General features: G+C 40.1%; 13 protein-coding genes and 1 riboswitch. Of the genes, 3 read left to right on the forward strand and 10 right to left on the reverse strand.

The genetic code is table 11. The features are described 5' to 3' along the window. Positions 1–309: 309 nt before the first annotated feature. From uxuA to Hs30E_RS03025, 5 genes are all read right to left on the reverse strand, one after another. A complete protein-coding gene (gene uxuA / locus Hs30E_RS03005; RefSeq protein ID WP_172207841.1) occupies positions 310–1,386 on the reverse strand; it encodes a mannonate dehydratase in 1,077 nt (358 codons plus the stop codon). Between the two features lie 18 nt (positions 1,387–1,404). Next, a complete protein-coding gene (locus Hs30E_RS03010; RefSeq protein ID WP_228461978.1) occupies positions 1,405–3,057 on the reverse strand; it encodes a mannitol dehydrogenase family protein in 1,653 nt (550 codons plus the stop codon). Positions 3,058–3,124: 67 nt separating this feature from the next. Then, complete coding sequence (locus tag Hs30E_RS03015) at positions 3,125–4,189, reverse strand: Gfo/Idh/MocA family protein (protein WP_172207842.1); 1,065 nt, start codon at positions 4,187–4,189, stop codon at positions 3,125–3,127. A gap of 17 nt (positions 4,190–4,206) precedes the next feature. Further along, positions 4,207–5,619 carry a glucuronate isomerase gene (gene uxaC / locus Hs30E_RS03020; protein ID WP_172207843.1) on the reverse strand — a complete coding sequence of 471 codons (1,413 nt, stop codon included), beginning with the start codon at positions 5,617–5,619 and terminating at the stop codon, positions 4,207–4,209. Positions 5,620–5,670: 51 nt separating this feature from the next. Next, a complete protein-coding gene (locus tag Hs30E_RS03025) occupies positions 5,671–6,765 on the reverse strand; it encodes a Gfo/Idh/MocA family protein (protein ID WP_172207844.1) in 1,095 nt (364 codons plus the stop codon). Positions 6,766–7,094: 329 nt separating this feature from the next. On the opposite strand from Hs30E_RS03025, the gene Hs30E_RS03030 reads away from it, so the two are divergent. Further along, positions 7,095–8,270, forward strand: a complete 1,176-nt coding sequence (locus Hs30E_RS03030; RefSeq protein WP_172207845.1) for an ROK family protein — start codon at positions 7,095–7,097, stop codon at positions 8,268–8,270. A gap of 42 nt (positions 8,271–8,312) precedes the next feature. Here Hs30E_RS03030 and Hs30E_RS03035 read toward each other — a convergent pair whose 3' ends face one another. Both Hs30E_RS03035 and Hs30E_RS03040 read right to left on the reverse strand, forming a co-directional pair. Then, positions 8,313–9,506 (reverse strand): iron-containing alcohol dehydrogenase, encoded by a 1,194-nt coding sequence (locus tag Hs30E_RS03035; protein ID WP_172207847.1) that lies wholly within the window; start codon positions 9,504–9,506, stop codon positions 8,313–8,315. A gap of 272 nt (positions 9,507–9,778) precedes the next feature. Further along, positions 9,779–9,877, reverse strand: a complete 99-nt coding sequence (locus Hs30E_RS03040; protein ID WP_172207848.1) for a type I toxin-antitoxin system Fst family toxin — start codon at positions 9,875–9,877, stop codon at positions 9,779–9,781. Positions 9,878–9,924: 47 nt separating this feature from the next. After that, positions 9,925–10,026: riboswitch (TPP riboswitch) on the forward strand. Between the two features lie 174 nt (positions 10,027–10,200). On the opposite strand from Hs30E_RS03040, the gene thiT reads away from it, so the two are divergent. Then, entirely contained in the window at positions 10,201–10,770 is a 570-nt protein-coding gene (gene thiT, locus Hs30E_RS03045; protein WP_172207849.1) for an energy-coupled thiamine transporter ThiT, read from the forward strand. 9 nt (positions 10,771–10,779) lie between these two features. Then, on the forward strand, positions 10,780–11,076 hold the full coding sequence (locus tag Hs30E_RS03050) for a thiamine-binding protein (RefSeq protein ID WP_172207850.1): 297 nt from the start codon (positions 10,780–10,782) through the stop codon (positions 11,074–11,076). A gap of 146 nt (positions 11,077–11,222) precedes the next feature. Here Hs30E_RS03050 and Hs30E_RS03055 read toward each other — a convergent pair whose 3' ends face one another. The 3 genes from Hs30E_RS03055 to Hs30E_RS03065 are packed head-to-tail and all read right to left on the reverse strand — an operon-like array spanning position 11,223 to position 14,739. After that, complete coding sequence (locus Hs30E_RS03055) at positions 11,223–12,224, reverse strand: sugar ABC transporter substrate-binding protein (RefSeq protein ID WP_172207851.1); 1,002 nt, start codon at positions 12,222–12,224, stop codon at positions 11,223–11,225. 59 nt (positions 12,225–12,283) lie between these two features. Then, a complete protein-coding gene (locus Hs30E_RS03060) occupies positions 12,284–13,249 on the reverse strand; it encodes an ABC transporter permease (RefSeq protein ID WP_172207852.1) in 966 nt (321 codons plus the stop codon). Next, positions 13,249–14,739 (reverse strand): sugar ABC transporter ATP-binding protein, encoded by a 1,491-nt coding sequence (locus tag Hs30E_RS03065; protein ID WP_172207853.1) that lies wholly within the window; start codon positions 14,737–14,739, stop codon positions 13,249–13,251. The genes Hs30E_RS03060 and Hs30E_RS03065 overlap by 1 nt, the downstream gene beginning before the upstream one ends. Between the last annotated feature and the right edge of the window lie 25 nt (positions 14,740–14,764).

Consider the following 14,764-nt stretch of genomic DNA (forward strand, 5'->3'; position numbering starts at 1 on the left):
CTTGTGCACTTAGTCGCTGGTTGAGTTAGCTTAACGTTAAGTTCAAAGTGACGATCAACTTGAATAGGGGAAGTATCTGAATATAACCAGTCTTTTTCTTGTAAATGATACTTACTTAGGATATAATCAAACATGTCTTTCCTTTCTTTTGTGTTGCTTAATAACTCACATTATAGAAGGAAGGATTTTTTTTTGCAAAAAAAATCGTCTGGGAATTTTTCCCACACGATTTATTATAGAACCCAAAAAATGCCTTACCCGTCGATAAAACATTTCTCATGATAAAAAATTGAATTTTTTTAAACTAATCTAGTTCACTTGCCGTTTCTCTAAGGCTTCCCAAAGACCAGTCAAATACATCGCACCAAGCGCACGATCATACAAGCCATAGCCTGGACGACCAACTTCGCCCCAAATCATCCGCCCATGGTCAGGACGAATATAGCCGTCAAAGCCATTGTCATATAAGGCTTCCATGATTTTAAACATATCATGCGAGCCATATGGCGAATAATGCGCTGATTCATAACAATCTTTACCCTCGCCAATAAATTTGACGTTGCGAACATGGGCAAAAGGAATGCGGTCACGTTTAGCAAACTCAGCAACAATCGCCACCAAATCATTGTCAGGATCTTCGCCGATTGAACCTGTACAAAAAGTGATACCATTATACGGCGAATCTACCGCATTGCAGATAAAATCCAAGTCCTCACGATTTTTGACAATGCGTGGCAAACCGAAAATCGAATACGGCGGATCATCTGGATGAATCCCCATTTTGATGTCAACCTCTTCACAAACAGGAATGATTTGTTCCAAGAAATACTTGAGATTGGCACGCAAATCATCCTCTGTCACCTCTTGATAAAGGTCAATGAGCTTGGTAACATCAGCTAAACGTTCAGGTTCCCAACCTGGTAAAATAGTTCCTTCATTTTTAGACAGCACATCTTGTGCGACCTCAGCAGCCGATTTTTGCACACCTTCAAGAAAGAAAGCCATGGTATTTGAACCATCTTCAAGTTGGTAAGCCATTTCTGTTTTCATCCAATCAAAAACAGGCATGAAATTATAACAAATGACTTTAATACCGATTTTGGCAAGTCTGCGAATCGTTTCCTTATAATTTTCAATATATTTATCACGTGACGGTAAACCAAGTTTGATGTCCTCGTGAATATTGACCGACTCGATTACTTCGAGTTCTAGCCCTGCCGCAACAACATCAGCTTTGAGCGCTTGAATCTTGTCCTCAGGCCAAACTTCGCCAACTGGCACATCAAATAATGCACCAACAACACCTGTCATACCAGGAACTTGGCGGATATTTTCAATTTTAATCGGGTCATCATTTTTGCCGTACCAACGCATAGTCATTTTCATTTTATCATTTCCTACTTTCTATTTTTGAATATCTTTGGCGTGTGTAGCTAAGGTCGCTTGCAAAACTTTCCTCACGCTACCTGTTTCTTTGATAAGTTGCGCAAAGAAGTTTTCAATCTTGTCAGCCAGACCAATGTCAACTAAATCGAGTCCAAATATCAAGTCGTTTCGCAAAATAGGTTGCAAAATTTGGTGCAAGTCAACATTTTCCGAACCCAACTTAACCGTTGACAACTGCGCTTGTAACTCAGGTAAGAGCGGGTCAGGACTGACTTCAAAGGTAACGCCATTATCATCAAGCGCAAGCAGATACCGACACCAAGCCGCAATCGTAAGCGGTATAAATGTCAAGTCACGAACATCCTTATCAGGTGCAGCAACATAAGCTTTCAAGGTCTCACCAAAACGAATACCGATTTTTTGTGAGGTATCCGTTGCGATCCGCTCTGGCATATCTGGAATATTTGGATTGGCAAAACGTTTATAAATAACTTCGTTGATAAATTGCTCAGGTTGGATAATCTCAGGATTTTCAACGACTGGCAAGCCCTCAATAAACCCAACTTGCTCAATAAGTTTCAGTAAATCTTCGTCTTCGACTTCCTTGTAAATGCGATCAAAACCAAGCAGACAGCCAAAAATCGCAAGCGTTGTATGAAGCGGATTGAGACAAGTACATACTTTCATCAGGTCAGCTTTGTTAATCGTCTCACGATTGCCAAGTAAAACACCACTTGCTTTTTCAAGCGCAGGACGACCATTTGGAAACTTATCCTCAATCGCTAGATAATGTACTTCTTCTGTATTGACAAACGCCGACAACACCATTTTTTGCTTGTCCGTTACAAACGGTTTCATCTTTTCAATGCCTGAATTTTCAAGCTGTTCAGCGATTTCTCCATTTGGCAATGGTGTAATGCGGTCAATCATTGAAAATGGGAAAGAGATTTTTGTGTCATCCGACAAATAAGCAACAAAATCGGCTGACACATGCCCTGCTTTATACCAGCCTTGGGCAATTTCCAAAATGGCTGCTTTCAAACGATCACCATTGTGCGAAAAATTATCAGTTGAGACCATGGCAAGCGGTGTTTGATTGGCATTAAAACGCTCTAAAAGCAAATAAGTCAGTTTAGACATGGTATTAGCCAATTGGTCAAACTCTGGTCCGACTTTGAGGTCTGAGACGACTTGCGCTAGCAATTCTCCCGCCGAATCTTTGACCGCATACCCTTTTTCAGTAATCGTCAAGGTCACAAGTTGCAAACTCTCCGCCTTAAAAATAGTCACCAAACTTGCCACGTCTGTAACATTATTTTTATGAAAATAAAGTGCCTCAGCTGTTGCTGCAACGAGTGTTTTTTCAAAACTGCCGTCCGTTTTCATCTCAACAGTCAACGAACGATTGTCAAAATCATGATAAACACTATCAATCAAGTCCTCGCCAAATGTTTCAACAACAACAATGCCTGTCTTTAAATCGCCAGAATTTAGCAAATCTTGCGCAACCTGAGCATGAAAACAACGGTAGAGATTCCCACCACCAAAATGCACCCACTCTGGATTTTTCAGCGTTTCTGCCCGCATTTCCGCCACATCATATGTTGGCACGACAATATTTTTGTCTTTGAACACTTCTGGCTTATTCAAATAATCATCTGTAATCTTCACTTTTTTCTCCTCGTATTGAACTTCAAGCTAACTTTCTAGGAAAGTTTGCGCCTAGGGCGTATCGCTTTTAAGCATCGTGGTTTATTTGATAATATTTATTAAATGTTGCCATATCTAACGGCAAGTCAACCCAAGACTTCTGCCAAGTTGACAGCCACATCCCATTGACTAATTCGACACTTTTGGTTGCACCAAAAACATCTGAAATCAATGGTTCTTGACTTTTTCCTGTAATATGTGCAACAAAATCAGCTAGCAACAAATCGCGGTCAATTGACCATTGGTTCTCTTCTAATACAATAGGTATTTCCCGACATCCTAGCGCCGTTGTCAGCCAAATTTTCCCCAAACCATCAAGCACAATCGTGCCCTTTTCACCAATAATTTCCAAACGATCTTGCGAAAACGGTTCATTGACACTCGCAATAAATGTGCCTTGGCTACCATTTGGATAGACAAAAGTCGCTGTCACTTCGTCCTCAACTTCAATCTGACGATAAGCGCCAAAGCGACAATTTGCGAAAATACGACTCGGCATGCCAAACAGATATTGCCATAAATCAAGCTGATGAATCGTCTGATTGAGCAGAACACCGCCGCCGTCAAGCGCCCAAGTCCCCCGCCAAGCTGTATCATTATAGTAAGCAGCATCACGATAATACTGTAAAATTTGCCAATGAATCCGCTGAATTTCGCCAATTTCCTGATATGCAAGTAACTTTTTGATTGCCTGAAACGTCGGGTGTACACGCTCTTGATATTGCACGCTGAAAATCAAATCGCTCTGTGTCACCTCAGAAACAAGTGGCAACAAGTCGGCAAGTTTAACACCTAAAGGTTTCTCAACAAAAACATGCTTACCTTGTCGTAAAGCTAATTTTGCAAGCGCAACGTGAGTCATATGTGGTGTCGCAATTAAAACGGCATCAACCTCAGAACTAGCGCATAATGCTTCAGCTGTCAAATAAATTTTCAAGTCAGGAAAGACGGCTTGTTGCGCTTTCACTACCGTTTCGTCTCTGATTGTAACAGCCGTTACAATTGCATCTTCAACCAATCCCGCCTGAATTTCTTCAAAATATTGCCGACCAATTGTCCCAAGACCGATAATACCAATACGAACAGTTGTCATATTACCCCTAGCCACTCTCAGTCAAGCTGATCAAGTTTAAAATAAGCCTTAGCATTATAAAAACTAATGTCTTGAATCATCTGTTTCAACAATGCCTCATCATCTGGATAAAAACCTTTTTCCGTCTTTTCAGCCATATAATTAGCCAAAATTCGACGGAAATAATCATGCCGTGAATAGCTCAAAAAGCTCCGAGAATCTGTTAGCATACCAACAAAATTCATGAGTAACCCATTGTCAGCCAAACTCTCCATTTGACGCGTCATGCCACGATACGTATCATTGAACCACCACCCTGCCCCAAACTGCACACGGCTCTTGATACCGTCGTCATTCATCTGGAAATTAGCACAAGTCGTGACTAGCATATCATTCTGCGCAGGATTCGTGTTATAAATAATCGTTCTCGGCAGTTCATTAGTCTTATCAAGCGCATCCAGTAAGCGATTCAGCTGAATCGCCAAATCAGCTTGATCATAAATTGAGTCGCCACCTGTATCAGCTCCCGTCAACTCAAACAAACGCGTATTGGCAATACGAACCGCACCAAAATGTAGCTGCATTACCCAATCATAACGTTTATAAAGTTTGCCAAGCGCAACCATTATCTGACCTTGCCATTGCGCGATTTCATGATTGGTCAATGTTTGATTCGCCATCGCCTTTTGGAAAATGTTGTCTAGTTCATCAGGTGTCGCTTCTGCATAAACCAAAGCTGTAAAACCATGGTCACTCACACGTCCCCCAACCGCCGTAAAATATGCCAAACGACCATCTAAAAAGTTTACCAAATCAGCAAAACCTGAGATAATATCTCCTGAAAATTCTGAAATTTTTTCAATATAAGGTACAAAGCCAACCTTTTCAATCGCAATAACGGGGTCAGGACGGAAACTCGGCGCAACTGTGCAAGGAAAACCTGCTGCTGCAATCTGTTTATGATAACGCAAATCACTCAAAATATCGTCAGTCGTCCCGATATACTTGACATTTGAGTCAAGAATCAGAGACTGCGCCGTTACCTCATGCACCGCCAAATAATGATTACATGCGTCATAAATTTGCTTAGCACTTTCAGCATTGAGCAAATCAGTCACACCAAAATAGCGTTTCAGCTCCAAATGTGTCCAATGATACAAGGGATTACCGAGCGAACGCTCAACCGTCTGCGCCCAAGCATAGAACTTTTCCCAATCACTACCAGAATCCGTGATATTTTTTTCAGGAATACCACACGCCCGCATGGCACGCCATTTGTAATGGTCACCACTCAACCAAAGCGCTGTAATTGACGTAAAACGAACATTTTCAGCGATTTCTTGCGGTTCTAAATGACAATGATAATCAATAATCGGCAATTTTTCAGCATAATTATGGAATAAGTTTTTTGCCAAATCATTTGCTAACAAAAAATTTTCATGAATAAACATTCTGCCTCCTTTATAATATGTACGAAAATTTAGTGATTTATCACAAACAAATCATTCGTAATCTTTTAACAATTCACTTGTCCAAGGCTGCGGTTGCGTATGAACTGCTTGTTGCGTCTCAATCGACTCTTCAATCAACAGTGTTAAATAAAAATCTTGCGCTGCTTGAGCAAAAGAATAGAACGCTTTACCACCACGACAATAATCAGCCATTTGCCTTAGACAAGTCGCAAGCGCAATCTCATCATCTGATAACACGGTCTCTTGATAAGGATTTTGGTAGAGCCAATCGCCCGCCAAAATAAGCCCCTTGAAACCAACACCCTCCATATTCTCATATTCGCCTTTGTTAATACGCTGAACATGTGAAATAATCGGTGTTTTAAAATCTTTCAGATAACGCAAGTCCTTATCATTTAACTCACCACGATCGCCCTTAACTTGAATATGTTGGGATCGGATAAAACTACGATGTTGATCGTCTTCAAAGTTGTAAATTCCTGTTTTGCCTTGCCCAAAATTAAAGGTCGCAAGTGTCTGATTATAAACTTGAAAACGCTCTAACAAAGCTAGCCCACTACGCTCAAAACCTGGCTGACCCGTGACTTGAAAACGCTGTGCCAAAATCGTCGTCTCATGTCCTGAAACATTGAGAAATTTACGCATTAGAGCAATCGCATGGTAATTATTAGTCAATGACACCAAGGCTAGTTGCGGATGACCGATTTTACCTTTGGCAATGACGGACAGACGTGCAGCCATATCAGGTCTAAGATGATACTGCTCAGCAACCTGATACTTAGCATTTTGAGGCATATTTGCCGCCAAATAAAGTAAGTCATCCAAACTGCTACCTGCTGGCGTTTCTGATAAAACAGGCAAACCCGTTTTCAATACCTCAACTGCGACCTTTGCTGCCACCGTATGTGGCACACAAATCACAACAAAATCAGGCTGCCCAGCTAACAAAGCCCTATCCAGACTTTCGACACAATTAAACCCCCAACTCGCATAGTAAGTTTGTTGCTTAGGGTCAACTGTGACAATCGCCGTAATTTCAAAGCGATTGGGCATTTTTTGCGCCAATCTCATATAAAACTCGCCTCGCCAACCGCCACCAATTAAGATAAATTGCGCTTTCTTCATGTCTAATACCTATATTCCCACTTCTTTTCTCATCTCCAAGTAAGTTGGTACTCCAAACTTACTAACCTTTATAGTTATATTGTAACCGTTTTCCAGTGATTTTGCAAGTCATTTTTAAGAAAATACAAGTATTTTAATATTGAACTGATTTATCTTGAAAATAACAGCTGTTTAAACACCATTTTTAGAAAATAGTTCCGATATTTCAGGTGGATAAATTTTAGTTAATGACAGCATACAAACTAATGTTTAAATTTCAACTTTTTTCTGTTATAATATAGTCAGCTAACCATAAAAATAGTTCTAAAAACTTAGAATGAGGATATTGTGTGAAAACTGATAAATTTAAAGTTCGGGAACAGAATGTCTCGCTTGTGTTACAGGAAATTATCAAGTCAAACGGCATTTCTCGCATTCAACTTGCCAAAATTACTGCCTTGAACAAAACTTCGATTACTTCTATTACCTCCGACTTGCTAGACAGGAAGATTGTCCTTGAAAAAGGGACTGGTGAGGGTGGTATGAGCGGCGGCAGAAAGCCTATCATGATTCATTTTAATGAAAAAGCGGGAATTTGTCTGCTTTTGAATATTGATGCTGGTTATCTGGCATGCACGGCAAGCTATTTGGATCGGCAGATTATTTTTCAAAAACAGCAGACCGATGTCAATATTACCAAAGATAACGTACTTGAGATGATTACTGATAAAATTGAGCAAATGATTGCGCATTTACCAAGTACTGAGCTTGGTGTGATTGGACTTACGATTGCTATTCATGGCTCGGTCAATCATAATAAAATAACTTTCACACCACGCTCAAACATTGATCAGATTGACCTCTATCACATCTTGCAGAAAAAATACGACTTCGCCATTCACATCGAAAATGAGGCCAATCTTTCGGCGATTGGCGAGTATGCTTTTGCCTCGCCAAGCAACTATCTCATCAACCTCAGCGTGCGCAATGGTGTCCGCGCTGGCATTATCCAAAATGGTAAAATTGAAAAAGGGCGAAATGGTAACGCTGGAGAGGTCGGTCATACGATTATCAAGGCACAGGGTCTGCGTTGTATTTGTGGCAATTCGGGCTGTTTGGAGCAATATACCAGCTTGAATGCGATTTATCGCCGTTTTAGCGAGCTGAAAAACATGAATTTTGTCAATATGGTCATCATTCGTGAATATTTCCGCAGTGGCGACCCTGAAACGATTGCTTTCATTGCCGAAACCGTTGATATGCTCAATAACTGTATCAATACGCTCGTAATGATGTTCGATCCTGAAATTATCACACTCAATGGCGATTTGTTCAAGGAATTGCCTGAAATTAGCGAGATGATTACGGCGCAAGTTAAGAGTGCTTTCGCTAAAGATATGGTCATCCGCAATTCCTGTTTTCATGAACAAGCAACGATTTTAGGGGCGATTGCTTTGAATGTGCAACAGTATTTTGATATTCCAAATTTAAAATATAACCGTGATTACGATTCTTGTTTAATCTAATCCGACAAAAAACACTTGATATTTCAAGTGTTTTTTACTTTATTAAAATTCAATCATCTCAGCAAAACAAGCGCGGATGATTTGGGCAACATTTTCTTTTTCAAGTTCAACGAAAGCGCCATTTGACAAGCCACCATGAACGACGGCTTGCGCACTCATCTCATCAACCAATTCGTCAGTTTCAATGCCGACTTCTGGCAATGTCATTGGTATATCAAGCGATTTGAGAAACTCGTAAGTCGCTTTGACTGCTCTATGCGCAATTTCACTGTCATTTTCGCCTTCAAAATGCCAAACTTGACGACCATATTTGGCAAATTTACTAACTGTTGTCTCATCATTATCCAAACAATACTTCATCCAACGCGGTGTCAAAATCGCAAGTCCAATACCATGTGTAATGTCGTAATAAGCTGACAACTCATGTTCAATCGGATGACAGGTCCAACCACCAGCACGACCATTACCAGGAATACCATTAAGCGCAAGCGTTGATGCCCACAAAATATTAGCACGCGCGATATAATCATCAGGTGTTTTAAGAGCAATCGGTGCATTTTTGATGACTGCTTTCATCAACCCCTCGGCAATATTATCCTGAACATCCACACCGTCTGTTCGATTGAAATATTGCTCGAAAAGGTGACTCAAAATATCGGCAGCACCCGCAGCTGTCTGCCCAGTAGGCACTGTGAATGTATTTGTTGGGTCAAGAAACGATGCCTTGGGTAAGAGTTCCCAACCACTTGTCCCAAGTTTTTCATTGATTTCAGGGTTTGAAATCACAGCATTACGGTTCATTTCAGTACCCGTCGCAGCCAAGGTCAAGATGTCAATAATTGGTAATGCCTTGCCCATTTTACTGCCATCTTCGACCAAATCCCACGCATCGCCATCATAATAAACCGCACCCGCAATGACTTTCGCTGCATCCACAACCGAACCACCACCAACAGCTAAGATGACGTTCAGCTCATTTTCACGAACTAATTTAACACCCTCACGGACTGACGAAATTTTGGGATTGGGCTCAATACCAGTCAACTCAACAATATGAAAACCGTTTGATTTCAGCAAGTTGACAACATTATCATAAAGCCCAAAACGCTTGATAGAACCGCCACCATAAGCAAGCAATACACGCTTGCCATAAGCGCCAAGCACCTCTGGCAATTCATTAAGACGGTCTTTACCGAAACGGATGTCTGTTGGCACATACATTCTGAAATTATTCATTGATTTTTCTCCTTTATTTGAACGTCAAGCTAATTTTCTACGAAAGTTCGCGACTTCGTTGCCTCGCTTTCAGTATCATGGTTTTATCAGTAAGTTTGATAATCGAACAATCGATAATTCTATTATACTCTTTTTTTGAAAAAAGATATAGTTATAAAATCAAAAATGGAAAATAGGCAGAAAACTCAAAAATGCTATAATGGGTTTATAAACGTTTCAAACATCAGAAAGAGCTATTTTTCAAGCGTCTGATTGGTTAAGGCACGCCTAGTTTAGCGGTCTTTGCGATTCAACCAATAAGCAAAGACGGCAACAACAACTCCCGCAATAACGGAAATCGCAATTTCTTTTAACGTTTCAGATTTGTTCATTTACCGAATTAACTCTTGCAATTTTCAAAATATTACGATACAATAGGAGATGTTACTAGGGGTGCTCAATTTTGAGCTGAGATGTGCGTGTCACAATCCCTTTGAACCTGTGAGTTAGGACTCGCGTAGGGAAGTAATGAGTGAATCGAAATCTAATTTTTATGTAGCGCTGCGTAAAAATAACATATTTTGTAAATTCATCTACATTTCAAACGCTTTCTAGTCTCATTTTAGAAAGCGTTTTTTGGTTCTGTTTTGTAACATTAAAACATCGCAAACTTTCCTAGAAAGTTAGCTTGAAGTTCAAATAAAGGAGAACACACATGAACACTACAACAACAGCCAAAGTCACTGACATCCGCATTTGGATTGAGGGTGCATTTATGGCATCACTTGCTATGGCGCTCCAATTTATCCCGCACGGCATTGGCTTCTTCTCAATCTCTCTCGGCGCTGTCCCAATCGCCTTGTATGCACTGCGCCGTGGGACTGCTTCTGGCGCAATGGCTGGTCTCGTCTGGGGACTGCTCCATTTTGTCGTCGGAAAAGCTTGGTTTCTAAGCGTTCCTCAAGTTTTGATTGAGTACGTCTTTGCTTACCTCCTTTGCGGGGCAACTGGGCTTTTTGCAAATAAAATCAAGGCAGCTGCTGGTAATAAAAATAAAATCATACTCTATATTATTCTCGGTGCACTTGCTGGCAATATTGCTCGCTATTTCTTACATTTTATCGCTGGCGTGATTTTTTGGTCTGAATACGCTTGGAAGGGCTATGGTGCAGTGCTTTACTCAGTTATCATCAATGGGACAAACGGTCTTTTGACCGCCGCGTTGACAAGCATTGTCTTAATTCTCGTTTATTTGACCTATCCAAAACTATTTTCAACCAAGTAAGGAGCCCACATGAACGCAAGTATCGCTATCCAAATTCTTCCGAAAGTTACCGACACAGATGAGCTTATCCGCATTGTCGACGAGGTTATCGCCTACATCGCCTCAACTGGACTGACCTATCAAGTCGGTGCTTTTGAAACAGCTATTGAGGGCGATTATGAAGAATTGATGTCAGTTGTCAAGCATTGCCAAGAAGTCGCAATTAAGGCGGGAGCACCATCAGTCTCTGCCTATGTCAAGATTATTTACACTCCTGAATCGGATGTTTTGACGATTGATCAAAAAACCAAGAAACATCAACAATAACCACAACATAAACTCGCCAGATTTATAAGTCTGGTGAGTTTTTCATGCAAAAAAACGAGAGCTATCTCCCGATGACTCTCGTTTCTTGATAAAAATATTTTGGAGGATATTACGCAAACAAATGTTTATTTCATTTCAAATATCATTTATTTTTCTTTTTTCTCACCATAAGTGACAATTTCACCAGCTGGTACATAGTTTACATCAATCGGAATAACAGAATCAAGTTTTTCGCCTTTAATCGCTTTATCAAGGTTTGTGATAACTTGAACACCGATATTATAAGCGTCTTGGTCAACAATACCATTGATACGACCTTCTTCAATACCTTTTTCCCATGTTGGTGTGTAGTCAAAACCATAGTGATAGATTTTACCAGCTTTCTTTTGTGACGCAAGAGCTTCCATAACACCTACGTCTGGTCCTTCAGAACCGAAAGTAAAGATAACTGCTAAGTCACTGTGCGCTGTAATCAAACCTTCAGTGATTGTTTTAGATGTTGCTGCTTGGTCATTGTCCATTTGTGGTTCTAACCATTCAAAGTTTTTATAGTCATCACCCATAGCTGATTTAAAACCAGCCTTAAGTCCTTTCAAACGGTCAATATTTGTTGTTTGTGACACATCGGTACACATTGTTTCGATTGAGCCTTTGGTAACACCAGCTGCTTTCATTTCTTTACCAGCTTCTTCACCAAGTTTAAAGCCAGCTTTTTCATTTACAGTTCCAACATAAGCAGTACGTTTTGATGGATCAGCAATTTCCGCATCAAAAGTGATAACTGGAATTTTAGCATTCATGGCATCTTCTACAACAGGTTGGAAGATATTAGGTTCCATTGGCGAAATCGCAATCCCAGCTGCTTTAGCAGAAATTGCCTCTTTCACAAAACCAATATGTTTATCATTTTTTCCTGCCTCTGTTGATGTTGCCGTCTTAACAACCAAGTTGTAGCCAAGTTTTTCAGCCGTTTCTTGTGCACCACGTTTCATCGGACTCCAATAAGCCCCCGTATCAACTGTTGGAATAAAGTAAATTGTTTTCTTGCCGTCAGATGAATCTTTCGATCCACTTTCGCTACAAGCAGTTGCAAATAACAAGGTTGCAGCTGCAGCTGCCAAACCAAGCAATACTTTAGATTTTTTCATGTGTCATCTCCTATTTTGTTTTATATGTTAAGGGAAAAGCCCCTAAATACCAAATTTGATTAAGCTTTTTCAGCTTTACGGCGAAGGTAATCAATGATGATTGCCAAGATAATAACGCCACCAGTAACAGCATTTTGCATGAAAGCATTAACGCCCATAATTGTCAAACCATTTGTAAAGACTTGAAGCGTAAGAATACCAACGATAGCGCCACCAATTGTACCAATACCACCTGAGAATGATGTACCACCCATGATAGCAGCTGCCATGGCAAGACCATCAAGACCTTGCCCTTCATTTGGTCCACCAACATTAAGATTTGACATCATCAAAACGCCTGCTACTGCTGCCAAAATCCCCTCAATAATGAATACTTTAACAACATGCCAGTCAGTGTTAATCCCTGAAAGACGTGCAGCTTCTTGGTTTGAACCAATGATATAACAATATTTCCCGAAACGCGTATTATTCATAATGAAAACAAAAGCAATAATCAAAAGAACGAAAATCAACGTATTCATGAAGAAAATATCACCAATAATGTGCGTTTGCGAAATTTTATGAAACCAATCTGGTGCACCAGTTACGTAAATACCATTCGTTATAAACATAATAATGCCACGGATAACATAGTTAGTACCCAAAGTCAAGATAAATGACGGCAAGTCCAATTTCTTGATAAGTAAGCCGTTGATAGCACCAAACGCGCCACCAATCGCCAAAGCAATCAGAATAACAAGAGGTGCTGGTACATTTTTAGTTGCCAGATAAACCGCCGCAGTACCTGAAAAAGCCGCAACAGATGCGATTGACAAGTCAACATAACCTGTAATCAAAATCATCGTATAAGCAATCGTCAAAATCCCAACCATTGGAATTGATCTAAAGAAGTTACCGATATTCCCAACCGACAAGAAAGCCTCCGTGCCAATTGAAAAGTAAGCGAGCAATACAATTAAAACGACGTACACTGAGTATTTCAGAAATAAGTCTTTCAAACTAAATTTTTTTGCTGTTTTATCCATTATTTTTCGTCCTCCATTGTTGCAAATGTCATAATACTTTCTTGTGTTGCCTCACTTGTTTTGACCTCACCTGTGATTTTACCTTCACGAACGACATAAATTCGGTCAGTTACCCCCAATAATTCAGGAATTTCAGACGATACGATAATAATCGTCTTGCCTTGTTTGGCTAAATCATTGATGATTTGATAAATTTCTGACTTCGCACCAACGTCAATCCCCTTAGTTGGTTCATCAAAAATATAAATATCGCTGTCTGAATTCAACCATTTACCGATAACGACTTTTTGTTGATTACCACCTGAAAGTGACGAGGCAGGCAAAAATTTATCCGCAACTTTAATTGTTACGTCTTTAATATATTTATCAGCAGTCTCAGCCATTGTCTTATGATTCAAAACAAAATTCGGTAAGTTAGTCACGTTAATATTGTCACAAATTGACAAACTAAGCGCCAAACCTTGATGTTTTCTGTCCTCAGTCAAGAGACAAATCTTATGCGCAACAGCATCAAGTGGTGATTTGATGTCAATCTTTTTACCGTCAATTAAAATCTCGCCACTGCCAATGCGGTCAGCACCAAAGAGCAAGCGCATAATTTCAGTTCGACCAGCACCAACCAAACCTGCAAAACCAACAACTTCACCTTTTCGAGCATTGAAAGAAACACCTTTTAAAACGCCTGCACGATCACGAAGGTCTTTAACTGCCAAATGCACATCGCCAATTTCAGTCGGATCTTTCGGATAAAGATTGTCCAATGAACGCCCTACCAACTTTTGAATGATTTCATCATTTGTCAAATCTTTAACATAATCAGTACTGATATAAGTCCCATCACGCATGATTGTAATGCGTTCGCAAAGCTCGAAAATCTCCGCCATACGGTGAGAGATATAAATACTTGAAATTCCTTTATCACGCAAAGCACGAATCACGATAAACAACACATCAACGTCAGCATTTGATAATGACGTTGTCGGTTCGTCAAAGATGATAACTTTGGCATTCAAACTCAGAGCCTTTGCAATTTCGACCAATTGTTTGTTGGCAGTTGACAAGCTCACAACTTTATCAGTTGGCTTGAAATGCGCCCCAACAATATTCAAGTATTTTTCAGTATCAGCGTTGAGCTTTTTCCAGTCAACAATACCAAGCGCTTTATTTTTATAAGGCAAACGAGCAATAAAGACATTTTCTGCAACCGTTACATCCTCAGCCAAATTCAACTCTTGATGGACAAAGCCGATACCTAGCTCTTCTGCAACATTAGGGGTAAGCGTTTCCATTTCTTTCCCCTCAAAGGTAATCGTCCCCGCATCTTTCGGGAACACACCACCTAGGATATTCATCAATGTTGATTTACCAGCACCATTCTCGCCCATGAGTGCGTGAATTTCGCCTTTTTTGACTTCAAGTTCGCAGCCATGCAAGACATCAACTTTACCAAAACTCTTTTCAATTCCTTTCATTGAAAACAAAGTTTCCATAAGAACCTCCTAACTTTCTTTTTAT

The sequence above is a fragment of the Pseudolactococcus hodotermopsidis genome (genome assembly GCF_011170085.1).
GTDB lineage: Bacteria > Bacillota > Bacilli > Lactobacillales > Streptococcaceae > Pseudolactococcus > Pseudolactococcus hodotermopsidis.

Coding starts and splice junctions, on each gene's coding strand:
- Hs30E_RS03025 (WP_172207844.1), bottom strand. CDS start 6,765: ATGAAGAAAGCGCAATTTATCTTAATTGGTGGCGGTTGGCGAGGCGAG.
- uxuA (WP_172207841.1), bottom strand. CDS start 1,386: ATGAAAATGACTATGCGTTGGTACGGCAAAAATGATGACCCGATTAAA.
- Hs30E_RS03040 (WP_172207848.1), bottom strand. CDS start 9,877: ATGAACAAATCTGAAACGTTAAAAGAAATTGCGATTTCCGTTATTGCG.
- uxaC (WP_172207843.1), bottom strand. CDS start 5,619: ATGTTTATTCATGAAAATTTTTTGTTAGCAAATGATTTGGCAAAAAAC.
- thiT (WP_172207849.1), top strand. CDS start 10,201: ATGAACACTACAACAACAGCCAAAGTCACTGACATCCGCATTTGGATT.
- Hs30E_RS03035 (WP_172207847.1), bottom strand. CDS start 9,506: ATGAATAATTTCAGAATGTATGTGCCAACAGACATCCGTTTCGGTAAA.
- Hs30E_RS03055 (WP_172207851.1), bottom strand. CDS start 12,224: ATGAAAAAATCTAAAGTATTGCTTGGTTTGGCAGCTGCAGCTGCAACC.
- Hs30E_RS03015 (WP_172207842.1), bottom strand. CDS start 4,189: ATGACAACTGTTCGTATTGGTATTATCGGTCTTGGGACAATTGGTCGG.
- Hs30E_RS03065 (WP_172207853.1), bottom strand. CDS start 14,739: ATGGAAACTTTGTTTTCAATGAAAGGAATTGAAAAGAGTTTTGGTAAA.
- Hs30E_RS03050 (WP_172207850.1), top strand. CDS start 10,780: ATGAACGCAAGTATCGCTATCCAAATTCTTCCGAAAGTTACCGACACA.
- Hs30E_RS03060 (WP_172207852.1), bottom strand. CDS start 13,249: ATGGATAAAACAGCAAAAAAATTTAGTTTGAAAGACTTATTTCTGAAA.